The sequence below is a fragment of the Sanguibacter sp. A247 genome, assembly GCF_052324925.1.
In the GTDB taxonomy this organism is placed as follows: Bacteria; Actinomycetota; Actinomycetes; order Actinomycetales; family Cellulomonadaceae; genus Flavimobilis.
Window position 1 is genome coordinate 299961 of sequence record NZ_JBQPRE010000002.1, and the last position, 17353, is coordinate 317313.

The 17353-nt window shown below is 72.2% G+C and carries 15 protein-coding genes and 1 tRNA gene; 12 read left to right on the forward strand and 4 right to left on the reverse strand.

The genetic code is table 11. The features are described 5' to 3' along the window. Positions 1-3: 3 nt before the first annotated feature. On the forward strand, positions 4-2655 hold the full coding sequence (locus ACTVCO_RS05550; RefSeq protein ID WP_443727415.1) for a penicillin acylase family protein: 2652 nt from the start codon (positions 4-6) through the stop codon (positions 2653-2655). A gap of 24 nt (positions 2656-2679) precedes the next feature. On the opposite strand, the gene ACTVCO_RS05555 is transcribed toward ACTVCO_RS05550, so the two are convergent. After that, on the reverse strand, positions 2680-3324 hold the full coding sequence (locus ACTVCO_RS05555; RefSeq protein ID WP_443727416.1) for a 5-formyltetrahydrofolate cyclo-ligase: 645 nt from the start codon (positions 3322-3324) through the stop codon (positions 2680-2682). A gap of 81 nt (positions 3325-3405) precedes the next feature. On the opposite strand from ACTVCO_RS05555, the gene ACTVCO_RS05560 reads away from it, so the two are divergent. The 5 genes from ACTVCO_RS05560 (at position 3406) to ACTVCO_RS05580 (ending at position 7707) form a co-directional block, all read left to right on the forward strand. Then, the gene (locus ACTVCO_RS05560; RefSeq protein WP_443727417.1) at positions 3406-4326 is read left to right on the forward strand and encodes a UTP--glucose-1-phosphate uridylyltransferase; all 921 of its coding nucleotides are present in this window, start codon (positions 3406-3408) and stop codon (positions 4324-4326) included. Between the two features lie 7 nt (positions 4327-4333). After that, on the forward strand, positions 4334-5566 hold the full coding sequence (locus ACTVCO_RS05565) for a molybdopterin molybdotransferase MoeA (protein ID WP_443727418.1): 1233 nt from the start codon (positions 4334-4336) through the stop codon (positions 5564-5566). Further along, positions 5563-6150 (forward strand): GNAT family N-acetyltransferase, encoded by a 588-nt coding sequence (locus ACTVCO_RS05570; protein WP_443727419.1) that lies wholly within the window; start codon positions 5563-5565, stop codon positions 6148-6150. Before ACTVCO_RS05565 ends, ACTVCO_RS05570 begins: the two co-directional genes overlap by 4 nt. A gap of 78 nt (positions 6151-6228) precedes the next feature. Next, a complete protein-coding gene (locus tag ACTVCO_RS05575; protein ID WP_443727420.1) occupies positions 6229-7566 on the forward strand; it encodes a hypothetical protein in 1338 nt (445 codons plus the stop codon). 68 nt (positions 7567-7634) lie between these two features. Further along, positions 7635-7707 (forward strand) — tRNA-Ala (locus ACTVCO_RS05580). A gap of 47 nt (positions 7708-7754) precedes the next feature. On the opposite strand, the gene ACTVCO_RS05585 is transcribed toward ACTVCO_RS05580, so the two are convergent. Continuing rightward, positions 7755-8258 (reverse strand): MarR family winged helix-turn-helix transcriptional regulator, encoded by a 504-nt coding sequence (locus ACTVCO_RS05585; RefSeq protein ID WP_443727421.1) that lies wholly within the window; start codon positions 8256-8258, stop codon positions 7755-7757. A 74-nt stretch (positions 8259-8332) separates the two neighbouring features. Here ACTVCO_RS05585 and idi point away from each other — a divergent pair, with 74 nt between their 5' ends. From idi to ACTVCO_RS05615, 6 genes are read left to right on the forward strand one after another with little or no spacing between them, the layout of a single operon-like run. Beyond that, entirely contained in the window at positions 8333-8914 is a 582-nt protein-coding gene (idi, locus tag ACTVCO_RS05590) for an isopentenyl-diphosphate Delta-isomerase (RefSeq protein WP_443727422.1), read from the forward strand. Next, a complete protein-coding gene (locus ACTVCO_RS05595) occupies positions 8911-9966 on the forward strand; it encodes a polyprenyl synthetase family protein (protein ID WP_443727423.1) in 1056 nt (351 codons plus the stop codon). The genes idi and ACTVCO_RS05595 overlap by 4 nt, the downstream gene beginning before the upstream one ends. Continuing rightward, the gene (locus ACTVCO_RS05600) at positions 9963-10847 is read left to right on the forward strand and encodes a phytoene/squalene synthase family protein (RefSeq protein ID WP_443727424.1); all 885 of its coding nucleotides are present in this window, start codon (positions 9963-9965) and stop codon (positions 10845-10847) included. Before ACTVCO_RS05595 ends, ACTVCO_RS05600 begins: the two co-directional genes overlap by 4 nt. Then, positions 10844-12397 (forward strand): phytoene desaturase family protein, encoded by a 1554-nt coding sequence (gene crtI, locus ACTVCO_RS05605; RefSeq protein WP_443727425.1) that lies wholly within the window; start codon positions 10844-10846, stop codon positions 12395-12397. The genes ACTVCO_RS05600 and crtI overlap by 4 nt, the downstream gene beginning before the upstream one ends. Continuing rightward, positions 12394-12762, forward strand: coding sequence for a lycopene cyclase domain-containing protein (locus tag ACTVCO_RS05610; protein WP_443727426.1), 369 nt, complete (start codon positions 12394-12396; stop codon positions 12760-12762). Before crtI ends, ACTVCO_RS05610 begins: the two co-directional genes overlap by 4 nt. Beyond that, positions 12759-13976, forward strand: coding sequence for a prenyltransferase (locus ACTVCO_RS05615; protein WP_443727427.1), 1218 nt, complete (start codon positions 12759-12761; stop codon positions 13974-13976). Before ACTVCO_RS05610 ends, ACTVCO_RS05615 begins: the two co-directional genes overlap by 4 nt. 36 nt (positions 13977-14012) lie before the next feature. On the opposite strand, the gene ACTVCO_RS05620 is transcribed toward ACTVCO_RS05615, so the two are convergent. Beyond that, positions 14013-16163 carry an MMPL family transporter gene (locus ACTVCO_RS05620; RefSeq protein WP_443727428.1) on the reverse strand — a complete coding sequence of 717 codons (2151 nt, stop codon included), beginning with the start codon at positions 16161-16163 and terminating at the stop codon, positions 14013-14015. A 41-nt stretch (positions 16164-16204) separates the two neighbouring features. Next, positions 16205-17329, reverse strand: coding sequence for an alanine dehydrogenase (gene ald, locus ACTVCO_RS05625; RefSeq protein WP_443727429.1), 1125 nt, complete (start codon positions 17327-17329; stop codon positions 16205-16207). Positions 17330-17353: the final 24 nt, after the last annotated feature.

The window sequence follows — 17353 nt, forward strand, 5'->3', positions numbered from 1 at the left end:
GACGTGCTCAGCCGACTCTCGTCACCGCGCAAGATGCTTCTCGTCGTCGTCTCGCTGCTCGTCCTCGTCCTCGTGGCGACGACGATCGCAGCCGTCGTCGTCGTGCGCCGTCCTTTCCCGACGACGTCGGGGGAGGTGTCTCTGCCCGGCCTCGACGGCGCCGTCACGGTCGAGCGCGACGCACGCGGCGTCCCGTACGTCACCGCGACCACGAGCGCGGACCTCTTCCGCGCGCAGGGCTACGTGCACGCGCAGGACCGCTTCTTCGAGATGGACTACCGGCGCCACGTGACCGCGGGCCGCCTCGCCGAGCTCGTGGGCGACAACCCGGACGCGATCGCCGCTGACAAGGTCATCCGGACCTTCGGGTGGCGACGCGTCGCCGAGCAGGAGTGGCCGCTCCTCGACCCGGCAACCCAGGCGAACCTCACGGCGTACGCCGAGGGCGTCAACGCCTACCTCGCCGACCGCTCGCCCTCGCAGCTCGGGATCGAGTACACCGTCCTCGGCGTCCAGGTCGACGTCACTGACCCCGAGCCGTGGCAGCCGATCGACTCTGTCGCCTGGCTCAAGGCCATGGCGTGGGACCTGCGCGGCAACTTCAACGACGAGCTCGAGCGCGCCGCCGCCTACGGCACCCTGCGGGACGTCGCCCTCGTCGACTCCCTCTTCCCGGACTACCCGGACGACGTCAACGCGCCGATCCTCGACACCGACGAGGCCGCGACGACACGCGCCGCCCGCACGGCCGCCTCCGGGTCGGGCGGCACCGGCGGCGCGGACGCCTCGTCGGACAACCCCCAGCTTGAGAACCTGCCTCTCGAGGATGCCGCGCTCGCGGCCGCTTTCGGCGCTGCGTCCGACGCGCTCGGTGCCATCCCGCATCAGGTGGGTCGCGGCGAGGGAACCGGCTCGAACTCGTGGGTCGTCGCCGGGGAGCACACCGCGAGCGGCAAGCCGCTGCTCGCGAACGACCCCCACCTCTCGCTCGCGGCTCCGAGCATCTGGGCGCAGATCTCGCTGCGCTGCGCAACGGTCTCGGATGCCTGCCCGTACGACGTCTCAGGCTTCTCGTTCTCGGGCCTGCCCGGCGTCATCATCGGCCACAACGCCAAGCTCGCGTGGGGCCTGACGAACCTGGGCGCTGACGTCACCGACTTCTTCGTCGAAGCCATCCGTGAGGACACCTACCTGCGCGACGGCGCCTGGGAGTCGCTCAACGTCCGCCACGAGACCATCAAGGTCAACGGCGCCGACGACATCGTCATCGACGTCGCTGAGACCGTGCACGGCCCCGTGATCTCCGGGGCCCTCGGGGAGTCCGTCGCAGCCATGCTGTCGCCCCTGACGAGCGCCGGGCTCGCAGGCGTCACCTACGGTGTCTCGCTCAGCTGGACAGCGCTCACTCCCGGCCGCACCGCCGACGCGGTCTTCGCGCTCAACCGCGCAGCGACCGCTGACGACGTCGCGGAGGCTGCCGCGCTCTTCGCCGTGCCCTCCCAGAACATCGTCTTCGCGACGGTTGACGGCCACATCGGCTACCAGGCGCCCGGCGTCATCCCGGTGCGCGCGCACGTCTCAGGCGAGGTGCCCTCCGACGGCACCTGGCCGCGACCCGGCTGGAACTCCGCCTACGACTGGCAGGGATTCGTCGACCCGGCCGACATGCCTGCGGTCCTCGACCCCGCCGCCGGCGTCATCGTCGCCGCGAACCAGGCCGTCCTGCCCGCAGGCGAAGGTCCCTTCCTCACCTCCGACTGGGACTACGGCTACCGCTCCCAGCGCATCTCGACGCTCCTCGACACGGCGCTCTCGTCCGGCATGCCGATCACGCCCGAGACCATGTCGGCGATCCAGTCCGACGTGTGGAGCCCGTTTGCCGCCGCGCTCGTGCCGACGCTCCTCACGATCGACCTCGACGACGACTTTGCGGCCCAGGGCCAGGAGCTGCTGCGCAGCTGGGACTTCAACACCGACGAGCTCTCGCCCGCCGCCGCATACTTCAACTCCGTCTGGGCGCAGATCGTCGACGGTGCCTTTGCCGACGACCTGCCGGAGTCGATCAAGCCCAGCGGGTCAAGCCGCTGGCTGGCCGTCGTCACGCGTCTGCTCGACGACCCCGACGACCGCCTGTGGGACGACCGCACGACGGTCGACGTCGTCGAGACCCGCGACGAGATCCTGCGTCAGGCCCTCGTCGACGCCCGCCTCGTCCTCACGACCGCGCTCGGCCGCGACCCCTCGCAGTGGCAGTGGGGCCGCCTCCACCAGCTGCGTCTTGAACACCCCGTGCTCGGCGGGGAGTCCATCCCCGGGCCCGTGCGCGCGCTCGTCAACCCGAAGCCCCTCCAGCTCGGCGGCGGCTCGTCGATCGTCGACGCCACGGGCTGGGATGCGGCGGCGGTGACGCCGTCGGGCCGCACCGACTTCCAGGTGACCTCAGGTCCGTCCATGCGCATGGTGGCCGACCTCGCGGACCTCGACCGCTCGACCTGGGTCGTCGTCACCGGAACCTCAGGACACCCAGGCCACCGGCACTACGCCGACCAGCTCACCTCATGGGCCGCCGGCGAGACCTTCCCGTGGCCCTTCACGCCCGAGGCGATCACGCGGGCAAGCACGGGCACACTGCACCTCGTGCCCAGCCCGGAGTAGCCAGGCCCCCGGCGCGTGCGTGGCTCAGGCGCCGCGCGGCTCCGTCCAGCGCCAGCCCGACGGCGTCGCGATCGCGTCGACCGGAACATCGTGCGGCTCGGTCGGGATCGGCGAGTCGACCGCGTCGTAGATCTCTTCGGGGTAGACCAGCGCCACGACCTTCGCGTCGGGCCGCTTGTGCCCGAGGGCACGGTCATACCAACCGCCGCCCTGCCCCAGTCGTGCACCCGAGGTGTCGACCGCGAGCGCGGGCGCGATGATGACGTCCGCGAGGGCAAGTGCCCCGGCTCCCAGGTGCTCTGTGCCCGGCTCCGGCGGGCGACCAGGAGCGCGCTCAAGAAGATCGTCGGCGCCCGCGAACGGCGCCCAGTCACGCTCCAGGCCTGAGCCCAGGACGGGCAGCAGGACGCGCACACCGCGCAGGGCAAGATCCTCGAGAAGCGGCAACGTCCCCGGTTCGGCGGGGCGCGAGACGTACGCGGCGACGCACGTCGCCTCATGCAGGTGCTCGAAGTCGGCGAGCGCGTGGACGAACCCGGCGGCAGCCTCCTGGCGGCGCCTCGGCGAGCGATTCTCACGGGCCGCGCGGACCGCCTTGCGGAACATCGACTTGGCGTCCTCAGGTTCAAGACCCTGAGGGACATGGATGGGCTGCGCTGCTCCGCTCATGACCCCATCATCCCAAACTTTGACGGCAGATCCGCCGTCACTCGTCCTGAGGTCACGCACGTCGGTCGCTATGGTGTCTGCATGGAGATCACGAAGGCTGTCATCCCCGCCGCTGGACTCGGCACCCGCTTCCTGCCTGCCACGAAGTCGACGCCCAAGGAGATGCTTCCTGTCGTCGACAAGCCCGCGATCCAGTACGTCGTCGAAGAGGCCACCGCGGCCGGGCTCGACGACGTCCTGTTCATCACCGGCAGGTCCAAGCGCTCGCTCGAGGACCACTTCGACGGGATGCCCGAGCTCGAGGCGAACCTTGAGGCGAAGGGCGACGACGAGCGCCTCGCCACGGTGCGCGAGTCCTCGGTGCTCGCCGACGTGCACTTCGTGCGCCAGGGCGACCCGCTCGGCCTCGGCCACGCGGTGCTCCGCGCCAAGAACCATGTCGGCGACCACACGTTTGCGGTTCTGCTGGGCGACGATCTCATCGACGAGCGCGACCCCGTCCTGCCCGCGATGATCGAGGTCGCGCGGCGCACGGGCGGCTCGGTCATCGCGCTGCTCGAGGTCGAGCCCGAGAACATCTCGCTCTACGGCTGTGCCGCGACCGAGGCCGCGCCGCAGGTCGGCGAGATTGACGGCGTGCCGACGGACGACATGGTGCGCGTCACGGGCCTCGTCGAGAAGCCCGCACCCGAGGACGCACCGAGCAATCTCGCGATCATCGGCCGCTACGTGCTCAACCCCGCCGTCTTCGAGGTTCTCGAGCGCACCGCACCGGGCCGCGGCGGCGAGATCCAGCTGACCGACGCGCTCGCCGAGCTCGCCACCATGCCGGCCGAGCAGGGCGGCGGCGTCTATGGCGTCGTCTTCCGCGGACGCCGGTACGACACGGGTGACAAGCTCGACTACCTCAAGGCCGTCGTCAGGCTCGCGTCTGAGCGCGACGACCTCGGCCCCGACTTCCGCGACTGGCTGCGCGGCTACGTCCCGACGCTCGACGCATGACCCGCTCGTGCTGAGCGTCCAGGCGCACCTCGCGGAAATTCTCGCAGGTCTCAGCCCTGTCCCACCGCTCGACGTCGTCCTCGGCGACGCCGCTGGCTGCATCCTCGCGGAGAACGTCACGGTCGACGCGGACGTCCCCGCGCATGCGACCGCCGCGCACGACGGCTACGCGGTGAGGGCCGACGACGTCCATTCCGCAACTGATGCGGGGCCCGTCGTCCTTCCCGTCGTCGCTGACCTGTGGTCGGCGACGGGCGAGCCCGAGCGGCTCGTCATCGGTCAGGCCGTGCGGATCTCGACGGGCGTCGCGCTGCCGCGCGGCGCTGACGCGGTCGTGCCGCTCGACCACACCGACCGCGGCACCGCCCAGGTGCGCGTGCGTCGGTCGGTCGGAGTCGGCTCCGGCGTGCGTCGTGCGGGTGCTGACGCCCGCGCGGGGCACGTCGTCCTCGCCGCTGGACTGCGTCTGGGGCCGCGCCAGATCTCGCTCGCTGCGGCCCTGGGACGCTCCCACCTGCGCGTCCACCCGCGCCCGCGCGTCGTCATCGTTCCCGTCGGCGACGAGCTGCGCCTGCCTGGCAGGCGCAGCACGGGCGCTGGCGTCTTCGAGGCGAACGCGCAGGCGCTCGCGATCGCGGTCCAGGACGCGGGTGCGGTCGCGATCCCCATCGCCCCGGTCAAGGACGATCGCGTGCACCTGCGCGAGGTCCTCGCTGACCAGCTCGTGCGCGCCGATCTCGTCCTCACGACCGGCGGTCTCTCCGAGGGCAGCAACGACACGCTCAAGGACGTCCTGGGCCCGCTCGGGACCGTGCGCTTCGACCACGTCGCGCTCGCCCCTGGCCGTGGCCATGGCTTCGGCACGATCGGTGAGGACGACGACCGCGTGCCGATCGTCGCCCTGCCCGGCCACCCCGTGGCCGCGCTCGTCGCGTACGAGGTCTTCGTGCGGCCCGCGCTCCTCGAGATCGCCGGGCACACCGACCTCTTCCGACCCTCGGTCGTCGCGTACGCCGACGCCGAGTGGAACAGCCCCGCGGGCTTGCGCGAGTTCGTGCCCGCGCAGCTCACGGGAAGCCCCGACGAGGGTTACCGGGTCGTGCCCGTCGCCGACCCGCGCGCGATCGACCAGATGTCGCTCAGCTCGCTCGCGGCCGCCAACGCGCTCGCGGTCGTCCCCGAGGGCGAGTCGTTCGTGCGGCTCGGCTCGCGCGTGCACTGCCTGGTCCTCGAGGGATGACCCTCGGGTGGCCCGCGACGCTGCGCGCGTCGCTGCCTGCCGGCGCCCTCACGGTCCGGCCGTTGCGCCGGCGCGACGCGCGCGCGTGGTCGGCGGTGCGAGCACGCAACGCGGAGTGGTTGGAGCCGTGGGAGGCGACATCCCCCACGGGCGCGCCCGTCGTGTCGTTCGCCGCCTACGTGAGCGCGGCCCGCGCGCAGGCGCGCGCAGGTGCGCTCATGCCGTTCGTCATCGAGCTCGACGGTCGGCTCGTCGGGCAGGTGACCGTCGCGGGGATCGTGCGCGGCTCGGCGTGCACGGCGTCGATCGGCTACTGGATCGACGAGGCGGTCGCGGGCCAGGGCCTCATGACGGCGGCGGTCGCGCTCGTCGTCGACCACTGCCTCGCTGCCGGTGGGCTTCACCGGGTCGAGATCGCGATCCGGCCCGAGAACGTGCGGAGCCTGCGGGTCGTCGCCAAGCTCGGGCTGCGTGAGGAGGGGGTGCGCGAGCGCTTCTTGCACATCGACGGGCGCTGGCGGGACCACCGAGTGTTCGCCGTGACGACCGAGGACGTTCCCGGCGGTCTGGTCGCGCGCCTGTGACGCGGGTGAATCACACCCGTGTCAGACACGCCGAGGGGCGTGCCCGGGAGTGCAGCGCGGCTCGCATACCGTCGGGGAGTGGAGAATCTGGCCGGGGCAGGGGTGCTTGCCATCGCCGCATTGTGGGCGATGTACCTCTTGCCACAGCGAGTGTCGCAGCGGACGCAGGTCGTCGAGGCCCGCACCGATGACAGGCACTCGGGTGCCATGCGGATCCTCGCGGTCGCTCATCGCGACGGCCGCGCTGATCCAAGTGCGACGCACGACTGCCCTCCGCGGCAGATTCCCCACGGACGACTGCTGACGGGCCCGATGCCCGTCGTCATCGCGCAGCCGACCGCAGCGGAAGGAGTCCTCACCATGGACCGACCGGTCATCGCCTCCGAGCGCCGCGCCAGCGCGCCCGCAGGGCACGCCCGCGGCGGCACGGCGACCCCCGACCGCGCGACGGCACCGGCTTCCCGCGCGTCGCACGAGCCTGCACGCCCCGCGGCCACGACGCGCTCGGCTGCCACCGGCCAGCCCTCGGCGGCGCGGACCGGGCTCAGCGCGGCCGCACGTGCGCGCGCCGAGGCACTCTCGGCACGGCGCGCCGCTGCGGCTCGTCGCCGCCTGGCTCTCACGCTTGCGCTCCTCGCTGCCACGGCGATCGCCTGGACGGCCGTGAGCGCCTTCTCGATCCCCGTCGCCGTTCCCGCCGTGCTCACGGCCGCACTCGTCGGCGTGCTCGGACTCGGCCGCCGCGCCGTCGTCACGGCACGTCGCGCTGACGCCGAGGCCGCTCGACGTGCGCGTGGCGCCCGGGTAGCGTCCGCGCCGTCCGCTCACGCAACGGCTCGAGTCGACGGTGCGCGCACCGCTCGTCGGGCAGGGACCGCGCGTGGAGCGAGCGTCACGGGCCGTGCCGTTCACGGCAGCCAGACGGCGACGCAGATGATCTCGAGCGCCGAGGTTCTCGAGCGCACGACCGCCTCGACGCGACGTGCCGGCGAGGTGGCCGAGCCGGCAGCGACCGCCGCGGCCGCCGCGAGCGTGCACGACGCCCCGGCCGCACCCGCGGACGCCTCGGCCGAGGTGGCTCCCACGGCCGAGCGTGAGACTCCGGTCGTCGCGGCCGACGCGGGCCGCGTGCGCGGCTCGCGCCAGACAGAGGACGCACGCCGGGCCGACGACTCCGAGCGCGTGCTCGGAGGTTTCTCGCTTCCCCGCCCGACGTACACGATGAAGGCCGCTGCCCCCCGTCGTGAGGTTGCCCCGCTCACTGATGCGGACGTGACGACGCCCGCGAACGCGGCCGAGCGTGCGGCCGCGACGGCCGCAGACGCCGCCTCAGCGGAGGAGCCCGCAACGACGACCGAGGGCCTTGGCCTGGGCCTTGACGCGATCCTGGCGCGCCGTCGCGCGTCGGGTGCGTGAGGTGCCGCACCGACCTCCGTCGATTTTCTTGTGAGTGTTCGTGCGTGCTAACGTAGTGATCGCTTCACGGGGCTATGGCGCAGTTGGTAGCGCGCTTCGTTCGCATCGAAGAGGTCAGGAGTTCGAATCTCCTTAGCTCCACAGAGAGGGCCGCATCCCATCGGGATGCGGCCCTTGATGTTTCCCTGTCAGAGCAGGGGCCTGATGCCCTCTTGCTCGTCGAGAAGCTGGGCGATCCCGCGTAAGAACTGAGCGGCATCGTGGCGTGAGCTGGCTGGGATCGTGCGCGCCACCCGCTCCATCGCCGAGTGCATCTCGGCCAGGCGGCTGCGGACCTCGTCGTGGGCGCGCTCCGTGGGCACGAGGGCGACTGAGCGTCGGTCGGTGGGGTGCGCCTCACGGATGAGGTAGCCCGACTCTTCGAGCCTGTCGACGAGCTTGGTCGTTGACGCCGTGGAGATGTCCAGGTGTCGCGCCACCGCATTGGGTGTGACGATCGTTCCGTGGCGTTGTGCGGCAATGACCAGCTGGAGGGCCGCCATGTCTGACTCGTTCATGTCCATGGCGCGTGCGGTGCGACGGCGCATCCCGGTGTCAGCGACGCGGAACTGGCGCAGGGCCGACAAGAGCTGGAGGACGTCGTCGTCTGAGTACCAGTAGGGATCCGGTGTCCCCTTGCCGTTGTCTCGCACGTGCATATACTAGCGTCACATGTTGCTAGCCTGGCTAGCGTTCTTGGTATCGATCAGTCGCTGAAGGAGTTGACATGACGCTTGTCGTACCCGCGCTCCACCCCGGCGCCAGCACGACCGAGGACCGCGTCGTCCTGCTCGACGCTGACGGTCGTGCCATCGGCACCGCGCCACGCGAGGGCGTGCATGACACCCACACCCCCCTGCACCTCGCGTTCTCCTGCCACCTCACCGACGACTCGGGCGACCTTCTCCTCTCCCGCCGCGCGCTCACCAAACGCTCCTGGCCGGGCGTCTGGACGAACGCCTTCTGCGGGCACCCCCGACCGGGTGAGGACCTGCTCGACGCCGTCCGCCGCCACGCACGCACCGAGCTCGGCATCGACGAGATCCTCGACCTCGAGGTCGTCCTGCCGCAGTTCCGCTACCGCGCAGTCGACGCGCACGGCACGGTCGAGAACGAGATCTGCCCCGTCGTCCTCGCGCGCATCCCGGGCCGACACCCGAGTGTCGAGCTCAACCCCCGTGAGGTTGCCGAGACCGTCTGGGTCGACGCAACCGACCTCGGACGCACGAGCATCACGGCCCCCTGGTCGCTCAGCCCCTGGGCCGTCGCGCAGCTGCGTGAGCTCGCCGACCTCGAGGACGCGCTGTGAGCGCCCCGGCCCAGGTCGGCATGCTCCAGACCGCTGAGAGCTGGACGGCCGACAACCTCGCCGCAGACCTGCGCGCACGCGCGTCTCGTGTGCCCGACCCGGGCGGGCACCTCACGACACTGTGGAACGCGCTCGCCGACGCCGCGCACGGGGGCAGCGGCGTGCGCCCCGCGCTCCTGCTCGCGACCTACGGTGCCCTCGGCGGCACGCACGACCGCGTCGCCCGAGAGCTTGCCGACGCGACCGAGCTCCTCCACACGGCGTTCCTCGTCCACGACGACGTCATCGACCACGACGAGGTTCGCCGCGGACGCCCGACCGTCGTCGCAGAACACACCGCCCGGGCCCACGGACGCGGCGCCTCTCGTGCAGCGGCCGCCGACGCCGGCCTGGCCGCCGGCATCCTCGCGGGCGACCTCGCCCTCGTCCGGGCCGTGAGCGCGGTCGCGCTCCTCGACGCCGATCACGCGACGCGCGTGGCACTCGTCGAGCTCCTCGAGGACATCGTCGCTGAGTCCGCTGCCGGAGAGCTCAGCGACACGACCGCCCTCCCGTCGGGCACGCCTGACCTCGCGACCGCCCTCACCACGGCGGAACGCAAGACGGCCGCCTACACGTTCGTGTGGCCCATGCGCGCCGCGGCACTGCTCGTCGGCACGCCCGACGCGCTCGCGCTCGCCCCGGCCCTTGAACGAGTCGGACGGCTCGTCGGCGTCGCCTTCCAGCTGCGTGACGACCTGCGCGGCACGTTCGGCGACCCCGAGACAACCGGCAAGTCCTGCCTCTCCGACCTGCGTGAAGGCCGCATCACCTCGCTCGTTGCCGTGGCGGCAGGCACCGGCGCCTGGTCTGCGGTCGCCTCCGTCCTCGGCGACCCCGACCTCGACGACGACCGCGTCGCGCCCGTCCGCGAAGCCCTGAGCGCCCACGGCGTCGACGGAGCTGTCGCCCGCCTCGCCGCCGACCGCATCGCGAGCGCGGTTCACGTCGGGCGTGCCGCAGGCGTCCCGGAGCACCTCCTCGCGATGCTCTGCGCCGGGGCGGGCTCATGAGCGCGGCCGACCGCGAACGCTACGACGCGGCCGCACGCGCGGCGAGCGAGACGGTCATCTCGTCGTACTCGACAAGCTTCTCCCTTGCCGTACGGCTCCTGCCGCCCACGCAACGCGCCGACGTCCGCGCGATCTACGGACTCGTGCGACTCGCCGACGAGATCGTCGACGGCGCGCTCGACGCGGTGAGTCCCGCCGAGCGCGCGGCCCTCCTCGACGACCTCGAGGACGAGGTCCGCCGGGCCCGCGCGCGCGGCTGCTCGACGAACCTCGTCGTCCACGCGTTCGCGCTCGCAGCGCTCCGCAGCGGGATCGGCGACGACCTCACCGCCCCGTTCTTCGCCGCCATGCGCACGGACCTCGTCCAGGACGACCACGACCCCGTGTCGCTCGCGACCTACGTGTACGGCTCAGCCGAGGTCGTCGGGCTCATGTGCCTCCGGGTCTTCACCGCTCACCTGCCGGAGCCCGAGCGGACCCGTCTCCTGGCCGACGCAGCCCCGGGTGCGCGCGCCCTCGGATCAGCGTTCCAGAAGGTCAACTTCGTCCGCGACCTCGGCGCGGACCTCGACGAGCGTGGCCGCGCGTACCTCGCCGATCTCGCGACCCACCCGACAGAGGCCGCCCGAGATGCGACGCTCGACGACATCGACGCGGAGATCGCCACGGCTCGCACCGCCATCCCGCTGCTGCCACCCGGTGCTCGCCGAGCCGTCGTCGCCGCCACCGCGTTGTTCGCCGAGCTCTCCCGCCGCCTGCGCGCCACGCCCGCAACCGAGATCGCCGCCGCCCGCACGCGCGTCCCCGGGCACCGCAAGCTCACAGTCATCACAGCGGCCCTCGCGCGGGACGCGGTTGCCGCCCGGAAGGCAGGGCGATGAGCCGCGTCGTCATCGTCGGGGCCGGTGTGGCAGGTCTCGCTGCGGGAACCCTTCTCGCCCGGGACGGCCACGACGTCGAGATCATCGAACGGCTCGACGTGGTCGGCGGCCGGGCCGGCACGTGGCACCACGACGGGTTTACGTTCGACCTCGGGCCGTCGTGGTTCCTCATGCCCGAGGTCTTCGAGAGCTTCTACCGCGAGTGCGGGACGACGACGGCCGAACAGCTCGACCTCGTCGCGCTCGACCCCGCCTACCGCGTCCTTGCGCAGGACGCGCCCCCTCTCGAGGTCCGCTCCGGCCGCGATCGCGTCACCGCGCTCTTCGAGTCCGTCGAGCCCGGCGCGGGCACCCGCCTCGGCCGCTACCTCGACGAGGCGGGCGACGTCTACCGCGTCGCGGTCGACCACCTGCTGCGCACCGACTTCAGCCGACCCCGCGACCTGCTCACCCCCGCGGTCCTCACGCGACTGCCGACGCTCGCGCGGCTCCTCACCGTCTCGCTCGACCGGCACGTGCGCACACGGTTCACCGACCGACGCCTCAGGCAGGTGCTCGCCTACCCGGCCGTCTTCCTCGGAACCCGCCCCGAGCGCGCGCCGAGCATGTACCACCTCATGAGCCACCTCGACCTCGCTGACGGCGTCTTCTACCCGCGAGGCGGCTTCGGCGAGGTCGCCGCCTCGCTCGCACGCCTCGCCGAGGCGGCAGGGGTGACGATCACCGTGGGGACCGAGGTCACCGGCGTGCGGACAGCACCGGGCAGGGGAGAGGTGAGGACCGCGCGGCGCCCACGCGCCCACGTGACCGGGGTCGACGTCGTCGGGCCCGGCGGGCCCCGCACGATCGACGCCGACGCCGTCGTCGGCGCAGGCGACCTCCACCACCTCGAGACCCGCGTCCTGCCCCCCGAGCTCCGCACCTACCCAGAGCGCTGGTGGTCGACGCGCGACCCCGGCCCCGGAGCCGTCCTCGTCCACCTCGGCGTCCGCGGCACCCTGCCCGAGCTCACGCACCACACGCTCATGTTCACGCGCGACTGGGACGAGGGCTTCGACGCCGTCGACGGCCTTCGCCCGTTCCCAGACCCGGCCTCCGCCTACGTGTGCGCACCCTCGCGCACCGACCGGGCGGTCGCGCCGCCCGGCTGCGAGACCCTGTTCCTCCTCGTGCCCGTCCACGCCGACCCGGGTCTCGGTCGCGGCGGCGTCGACGGGGCCGGAGACCCAGGCGTCGAGGCCATCGCCGACCGCGCGATCGCCCAGCTCGCCGCATGGGCGGGGATCGACGACCTCGCCGAGAGGATCGTCGTGCGACGTACCGTCGGCCCGGGCGACATGGCCGACGACTTCCATGCGTGGCGCGGCGGAGCCCTCGGCCCCGCGCACACGCTGCGCCAGTCAGCGTTCATGCGTGCGCGCAACGCCTCACGCACCGTCGACGGCCTCGTCCACGCGGGCGCGTCGACCGTCCCGGGCGTCGGCGTCCCCATGTGCCTGCTGAGTGCACAGGTCGCACGCGACACCCTCGCGCGGGCGTGGCCTGCATGAACGGCACCTACTTGCTCGCCCTGCTCGGCTCCGCGGCGGGAGTCGCCGCGATCGACGTGCGCTGGAAGCTCCTGCTCGCGGCCCCGGCCCGCGGCGGCGCCCTGCCCGGGCGCTGGCGCGCCGCCGCGGCGCTCGCCACCGGCGCGGTCCTCCTGCTCGTGTGGGACCTCGTGGCCATCAGCGAAGGCTTCTACGGGCTCGGCCACGGCGACGCGCTCCTCGGCATCGAGGTGGCCCCGCACCTGCCCGTCGAGGAGCTCGTCTTCATCGTCTTCCTTCCCTACGTCACGCTCGTGACCGCCGCCGCCACCCTCCGCATCCTCGGCGCCCGCCGCGCCAGCCCGAGCGCAGGAGCACCTGAGTGACCTATACGACGCTCGCACTCATCGCCGTCGGACTCGCAGCGATCACGCACGTCGCCTGCCGGGCCGTCGCTCGACGACGCGGCACCCTGCCGCCCCGCCTCGGGACCGCCACCGCCGTGACGGCGGTCGTGCTCGTCGCGCTCACAGTCGTCTTCGACTCGCTCATGATCGCCGCGGACCTCTTCCGATTCGACGCCGGAACGCTCCTCGGGGTCACCGTGTGGCTCGCACCCGTCGAGGACCTCGCCTGGCCCGTCGCGATGGCGCTCGTCCTGCCCGCGCTCGCCGCCGCGCTCGCGGCCAGCCCGGGCGGCGAGGCCGCGCCCGCGCTCGCGGCCACCTCGTGGCGTCGCGTCCTCACCAGGCTCGTCGGGACCTCCCGACCCATCTCGTGGGTCAACACTGCCTACCCGTTCGTCGCCGCGTACGCGCTCGCGGGCGGCGAGTCCTGGCTGCTCGGAGCGATCGCCGGCCTCTACTTCCTCGTGCCGTACAACCTCGCGATGTACGGCATCAACGACGTCTTCGACCACGAGTCCGACCTCGCCAACCCCCGCAAGGGTGGCGTCGAGGGCATCATCCTCGAGCGTCGCCTGCACCGCACGACGATCGTCGCAGCAGCGGCGACGAACGTCCCCTTCCTCGTCGTCCTCGCGGCCGTCGGCACTCCCGCCGCGAACAGCGGGCTCGCGATCGCCGTGCTCGCCGTCGTCGGATACTCGGCGCCGCCCGCACGGCTCAAGGAACGTCCCGTCATCGACTCGCTCACGAGCGCGACCCACTTCGTCGCCCCCGCGGTCTACGGCGTCGCCCTCGCGGGAGGGGCCTTCTCAACGGAGGTCCTCGCCGTTCTCGCCGCCTTCTTCGTCTGGGGTGCCGCGTCGCACGCGTTCGGGGCGGTCCAGGACGTCCGGGCCGACCGCGCAGCCGGGATCGGCTCGGTCGCGACCGTCCTCGGCGCTCGCGTGACGACCCGTCTCGCGCTCGGCGGCTACGTCCTCTCGGGCGTCCTCGTGCTCGTCGGCGCCGGCTGGCCCGGCCGCCTCGCGGCCGCGGCCCCGTTGCTGCACGCGATCAACGTGTGGCCGCACCGCCACGTCACCGACGAGACCTGCGAGTCGGCACACGCAGGCTGGCGCCGCTTCCTCTGGCTCAACCAGGTGTGCGGAGCCCTCGTCACGCTCGTCATCATCGCGATCTTCTGGGGCTGGTGACGAGGTCCGTACCGCTCGCCGCCTACCGCTCGCCGCCTACCGCTCGCCGCGGGCGAGGCGTGACGGCCACCAGATCGTCCGACCGATGTCATACCCGAGGGCGGGCACGAGCACGGTCCGCACGAGGAACGTGTCGACGAGCACGCCGAACGCGACGATGAAGGCCAACTGGACGAGGAACAGGATCGGAAGGACGGCAAGCGCTGCGAACGTCGCGGCGAGCACGAGCCCCGCGGACGTGATGACGCCTCCCGTGATCGAGAGCCCGCGAGTGATCCCACGATGGGTGCCGTAGCTGAGCGACTCTTCCCGTACGCGTGTCATGAGGAAGATGTTGTAGTCGATCCCGAGCGCGACGAGGAAGATGAACCCGAACAGCGGGACAGCAGGGTCAGCGCCAGGCAGGTCGAGCACGTGGTTGAAGATGAGGGCGCTCACGCCGAGGGTCGCGCCGAACGAGAGCACGACGGTCGCGATGAGCAGGATGGGCGCGACGACCGCGCGCAGCAGGAGAGCCAGGATCGCGAGGATGACGAGCAGCACGACCGGGATGATGAGGTTGCGGTCGTGGACCGAGGCGTCGTTGGAGTCGATCGCCGTCGCGGTTGTTCCGCCGACGAGGGCGTCGTCGGCGAGCTCCTGGCGCAGCTGACGGACCGTGTCCTCGGCTGCGAGTGAGTCGGCGGCGTCGGTGAGGGTCGCCTGGAGCAGGACCTGGCCGTCGACGACGGTGGGGGCGGGTGGCTCGGAACCGGGGCGACCTGCCGCCTGGATTCCCTCAGCCGTCACTGGCGCCGTCCCGGACGGGGAGTCCTTGGCCGTCACTGCGAGGCTTGCGACACCCGGGGCGTCGAGGATCGTCGCCGCGACGTCGGTGAGCGAGTCTGCGGGTGCAAGGACGTAGGTTGGGGACCCCGAGCCGCCGGGGAAGTGCTCGGAGAGCAGCTGCTGACCGGTGCGGGCGGGGGAGTCGCCGAGGATGAGATCGGACTGCGCGACGCCGTCGGCCTTGAGCTGGGTGAGCCCGACGCACGCGAGGAGCAGGACGAGCGTCGTGCCGACCCACAGTGCGCGCGGCCGGCGTGCGACGGCGCCCGGGAGGGCGTGCCACAGGCCGCGGGAGGGCATGCGGGCGTCTGGGTCGGCGGCCTGCTCGGCCGAGAGCTTCGCGGGACGACGCGGCCAGAAGGCAGCGGAGCCGGCGAGGGCGAGCATGGCGGGGAGCAGGGTGAAGGACGCGATCATCGCCCACACGATGCCGATCGCGGCGATCGGGCCGAGGTCGCGGTTGGACTGCAGGTCGGAGAGCAGGAGGCACAGGAGGCCGGCGATGACGGTTCCGCCCGAGGCGGCGATGGGCTCGGCGGCGCCGCGCAGAGCCGCGCGGGTCGCGCTCCACCGGTCGGGGTCGACGCGGAGCTCTTCACGGAAGCGTGCGACGTAGAGCAGGCCGTAGTCGGTCGCGGCGCCGATGACGAGGATGAAGAGGATGCCCTGGGTCTGGCCCGAGAGCAGGACGACGCCTTCGCGCGCGAGGAGCCACACCGTGGCGAGGGCCGCGCACAGCGCGAAGACGCTCGAGGTGAGGACGAGCAGGGGGAGCAGGGGTGAGCGGTAGACGATGATGAGGATGATGAGGACGGCTGCGAGCGCGACCCCGAGCAGCAGGCCGTCGATCCCTGCGAAGGCTGCCCCGAGGTCGGCGGAGAGGCCAGCCGGGCCGGTGACGAGAACGTTGACGCCGTCGGGGACCTCGGCGGCGAACGCCGCACGGATCGCCTCGACCCCTTCGCCGAGGTCGCTCTGCGTGCTGAGCGGAACGAAGACCTGGACGGCCTGACCGTCCTCGGAGGGCAGCGCGGGGCTTGCGCCGCCGACGACCTGCTCGAGCTCTGCTGCCTTGTGTGCGGCGGTGCCGAGTGCGGCGAGGTCGGCCTCGGTGAGGCCGCCGTCCCGGACGGCGACGATGACGGCGGGGATGGCGTCGTCGCCGAGGAAGTCAGTGAGGGACTCCTGGACCTGCGTCGCCTCCGCGCTCGAGGGGAGGTAGGCGGTCGGGTCGTTCGACGAGACCTCGTCGATGCGACCGAAGAGCGGACCGCCGACGCCGGCGAGACCGAGCCACAGGAGGACGAGGAACGCGGGGATGAGGGTGCGCAGCAGGCGGCTGGGTCGTTTCAAGGTCACCGCGTCAGCATATACCTAGACTGGCTAGGTAACAACGGGAGCTACTCGGTCGCCAGCTCGATCCCATGAGCGTCCGCGACTCCCGCGTGCCACAGGCGGCCGTCGCGCGTCGTCAAGCCGTGACGCAGACCCGCACGCAGCGACGCCCGCCACGGCGGCGCCTCCGTGGCACCGGGACGGTCCCCACCCGAGGCGAGCTCCAGCAAGTACGGCAACGTCGCATTCGTCAGCGCGCGCGTCGACGTCACAGGAACAGCGCCGGGCATGTTCGCCACCGCATAGACGCGCGACCCGTGAACTTCGTAGACGGGATCGTCGTGCGTCGTCGGACGCGACACCTCGAAGCAGCCACCCTGATCGACGGCCACGTCGACGAGGACGGACCCCTCACGCATGCGCGCGACGAGCTCGTCCGAGACGAGGTGGGGCGTGCGCGCCCCGGGCACGAGAACCGCACCGACCACGAGGTCGGCCTCAAGCAGGAGCGGCTCGATCTCCCACGCGTTCGACGCCGCGGTGCGCACGTGCCCGCCCAGCTCGACGTCGATCGCGCGCAGCGTCTCGGGGGAGATGTCGACGACCGTGACGTCAGCGCGCATGCCGAGCGCGATCTGCGCGGCGTTGCGCCCGACGGTGCCACCACCCAGGACGACGACCTTCGCAGGAGGCGTTCCCGGGACCCCGCCCATGAGGATGCCGCGGCCACCGCGCGACTTCATGAGCTCGACCGCCCCCACCTGGGCGGCGAGACGCCCAGCGATCTCGCTCATGGGCGCGAGGAGCGGCAGGCCGCCCTGCGGACCCGTGACCGTCTCGTACGCGAAGCTCGTCACGCCGCGATCGAGCAGCGCGCGCGTGAGCGTGAGGTCAGCGGCTGCGTGCAGGTAGGTGAAGAGCACCTGGCCGGACCGCATGAGCGGCTGTTCGGCGGGAGTCGGCTCCTTGACCTTGCACACGAGGTCGGCCTGCTCCCAGACCTCGGCGGACGACGAGGCGAGGCGCGCGCCAGCGGCCACATACTCGTCGTCGGGCATCGCTGAGCCCGCGCCTGCACCCCGTTCGATGAGCACGTCGTGTCCCGCAGCCACGAGCGCGTGCACCCCACCCGGCGTGCACGCGACCCGGTACTCGTGCGGCTTGGTCTCCGTCGGAACTCCGATGCGCATGCGTTTACGGTAACCGCTCGGAGC

Coding starts and splice junctions, on each gene's coding strand:
- ACTVCO_RS05555 (WP_443727416.1), bottom strand. CDS start 3,324: ATGAGCGGAGCAGCGCAGCCCATCCATGTCCCTCAGGGTCTTGAACCT.
- ACTVCO_RS05560 (WP_443727417.1), top strand. CDS start 3,406: ATGGAGATCACGAAGGCTGTCATCCCCGCCGCTGGACTCGGCACCCGC.
- ACTVCO_RS05570 (WP_443727419.1), top strand. CDS start 5,563: ATGACCCTCGGGTGGCCCGCGACGCTGCGCGCGTCGCTGCCTGCCGGC.
- idi (WP_443727422.1), top strand. CDS start 8,333: ATGACGCTTGTCGTACCCGCGCTCCACCCCGGCGCCAGCACGACCGAG.
- ACTVCO_RS05600 (WP_443727424.1), top strand. CDS start 9,963: ATGAGCGCGGCCGACCGCGAACGCTACGACGCGGCCGCACGCGCGGCG.
- crtI (WP_443727425.1), top strand. CDS start 10,844: ATGAGCCGCGTCGTCATCGTCGGGGCCGGTGTGGCAGGTCTCGCTGCG.
- ACTVCO_RS05610 (WP_443727426.1), top strand. CDS start 12,394: ATGAACGGCACCTACTTGCTCGCCCTGCTCGGCTCCGCGGCGGGAGTC.
- ald (WP_443727429.1), bottom strand. CDS start 17,329: ATGCGCATCGGAGTTCCGACGGAGACCAAGCCGCACGAGTACCGGGTC.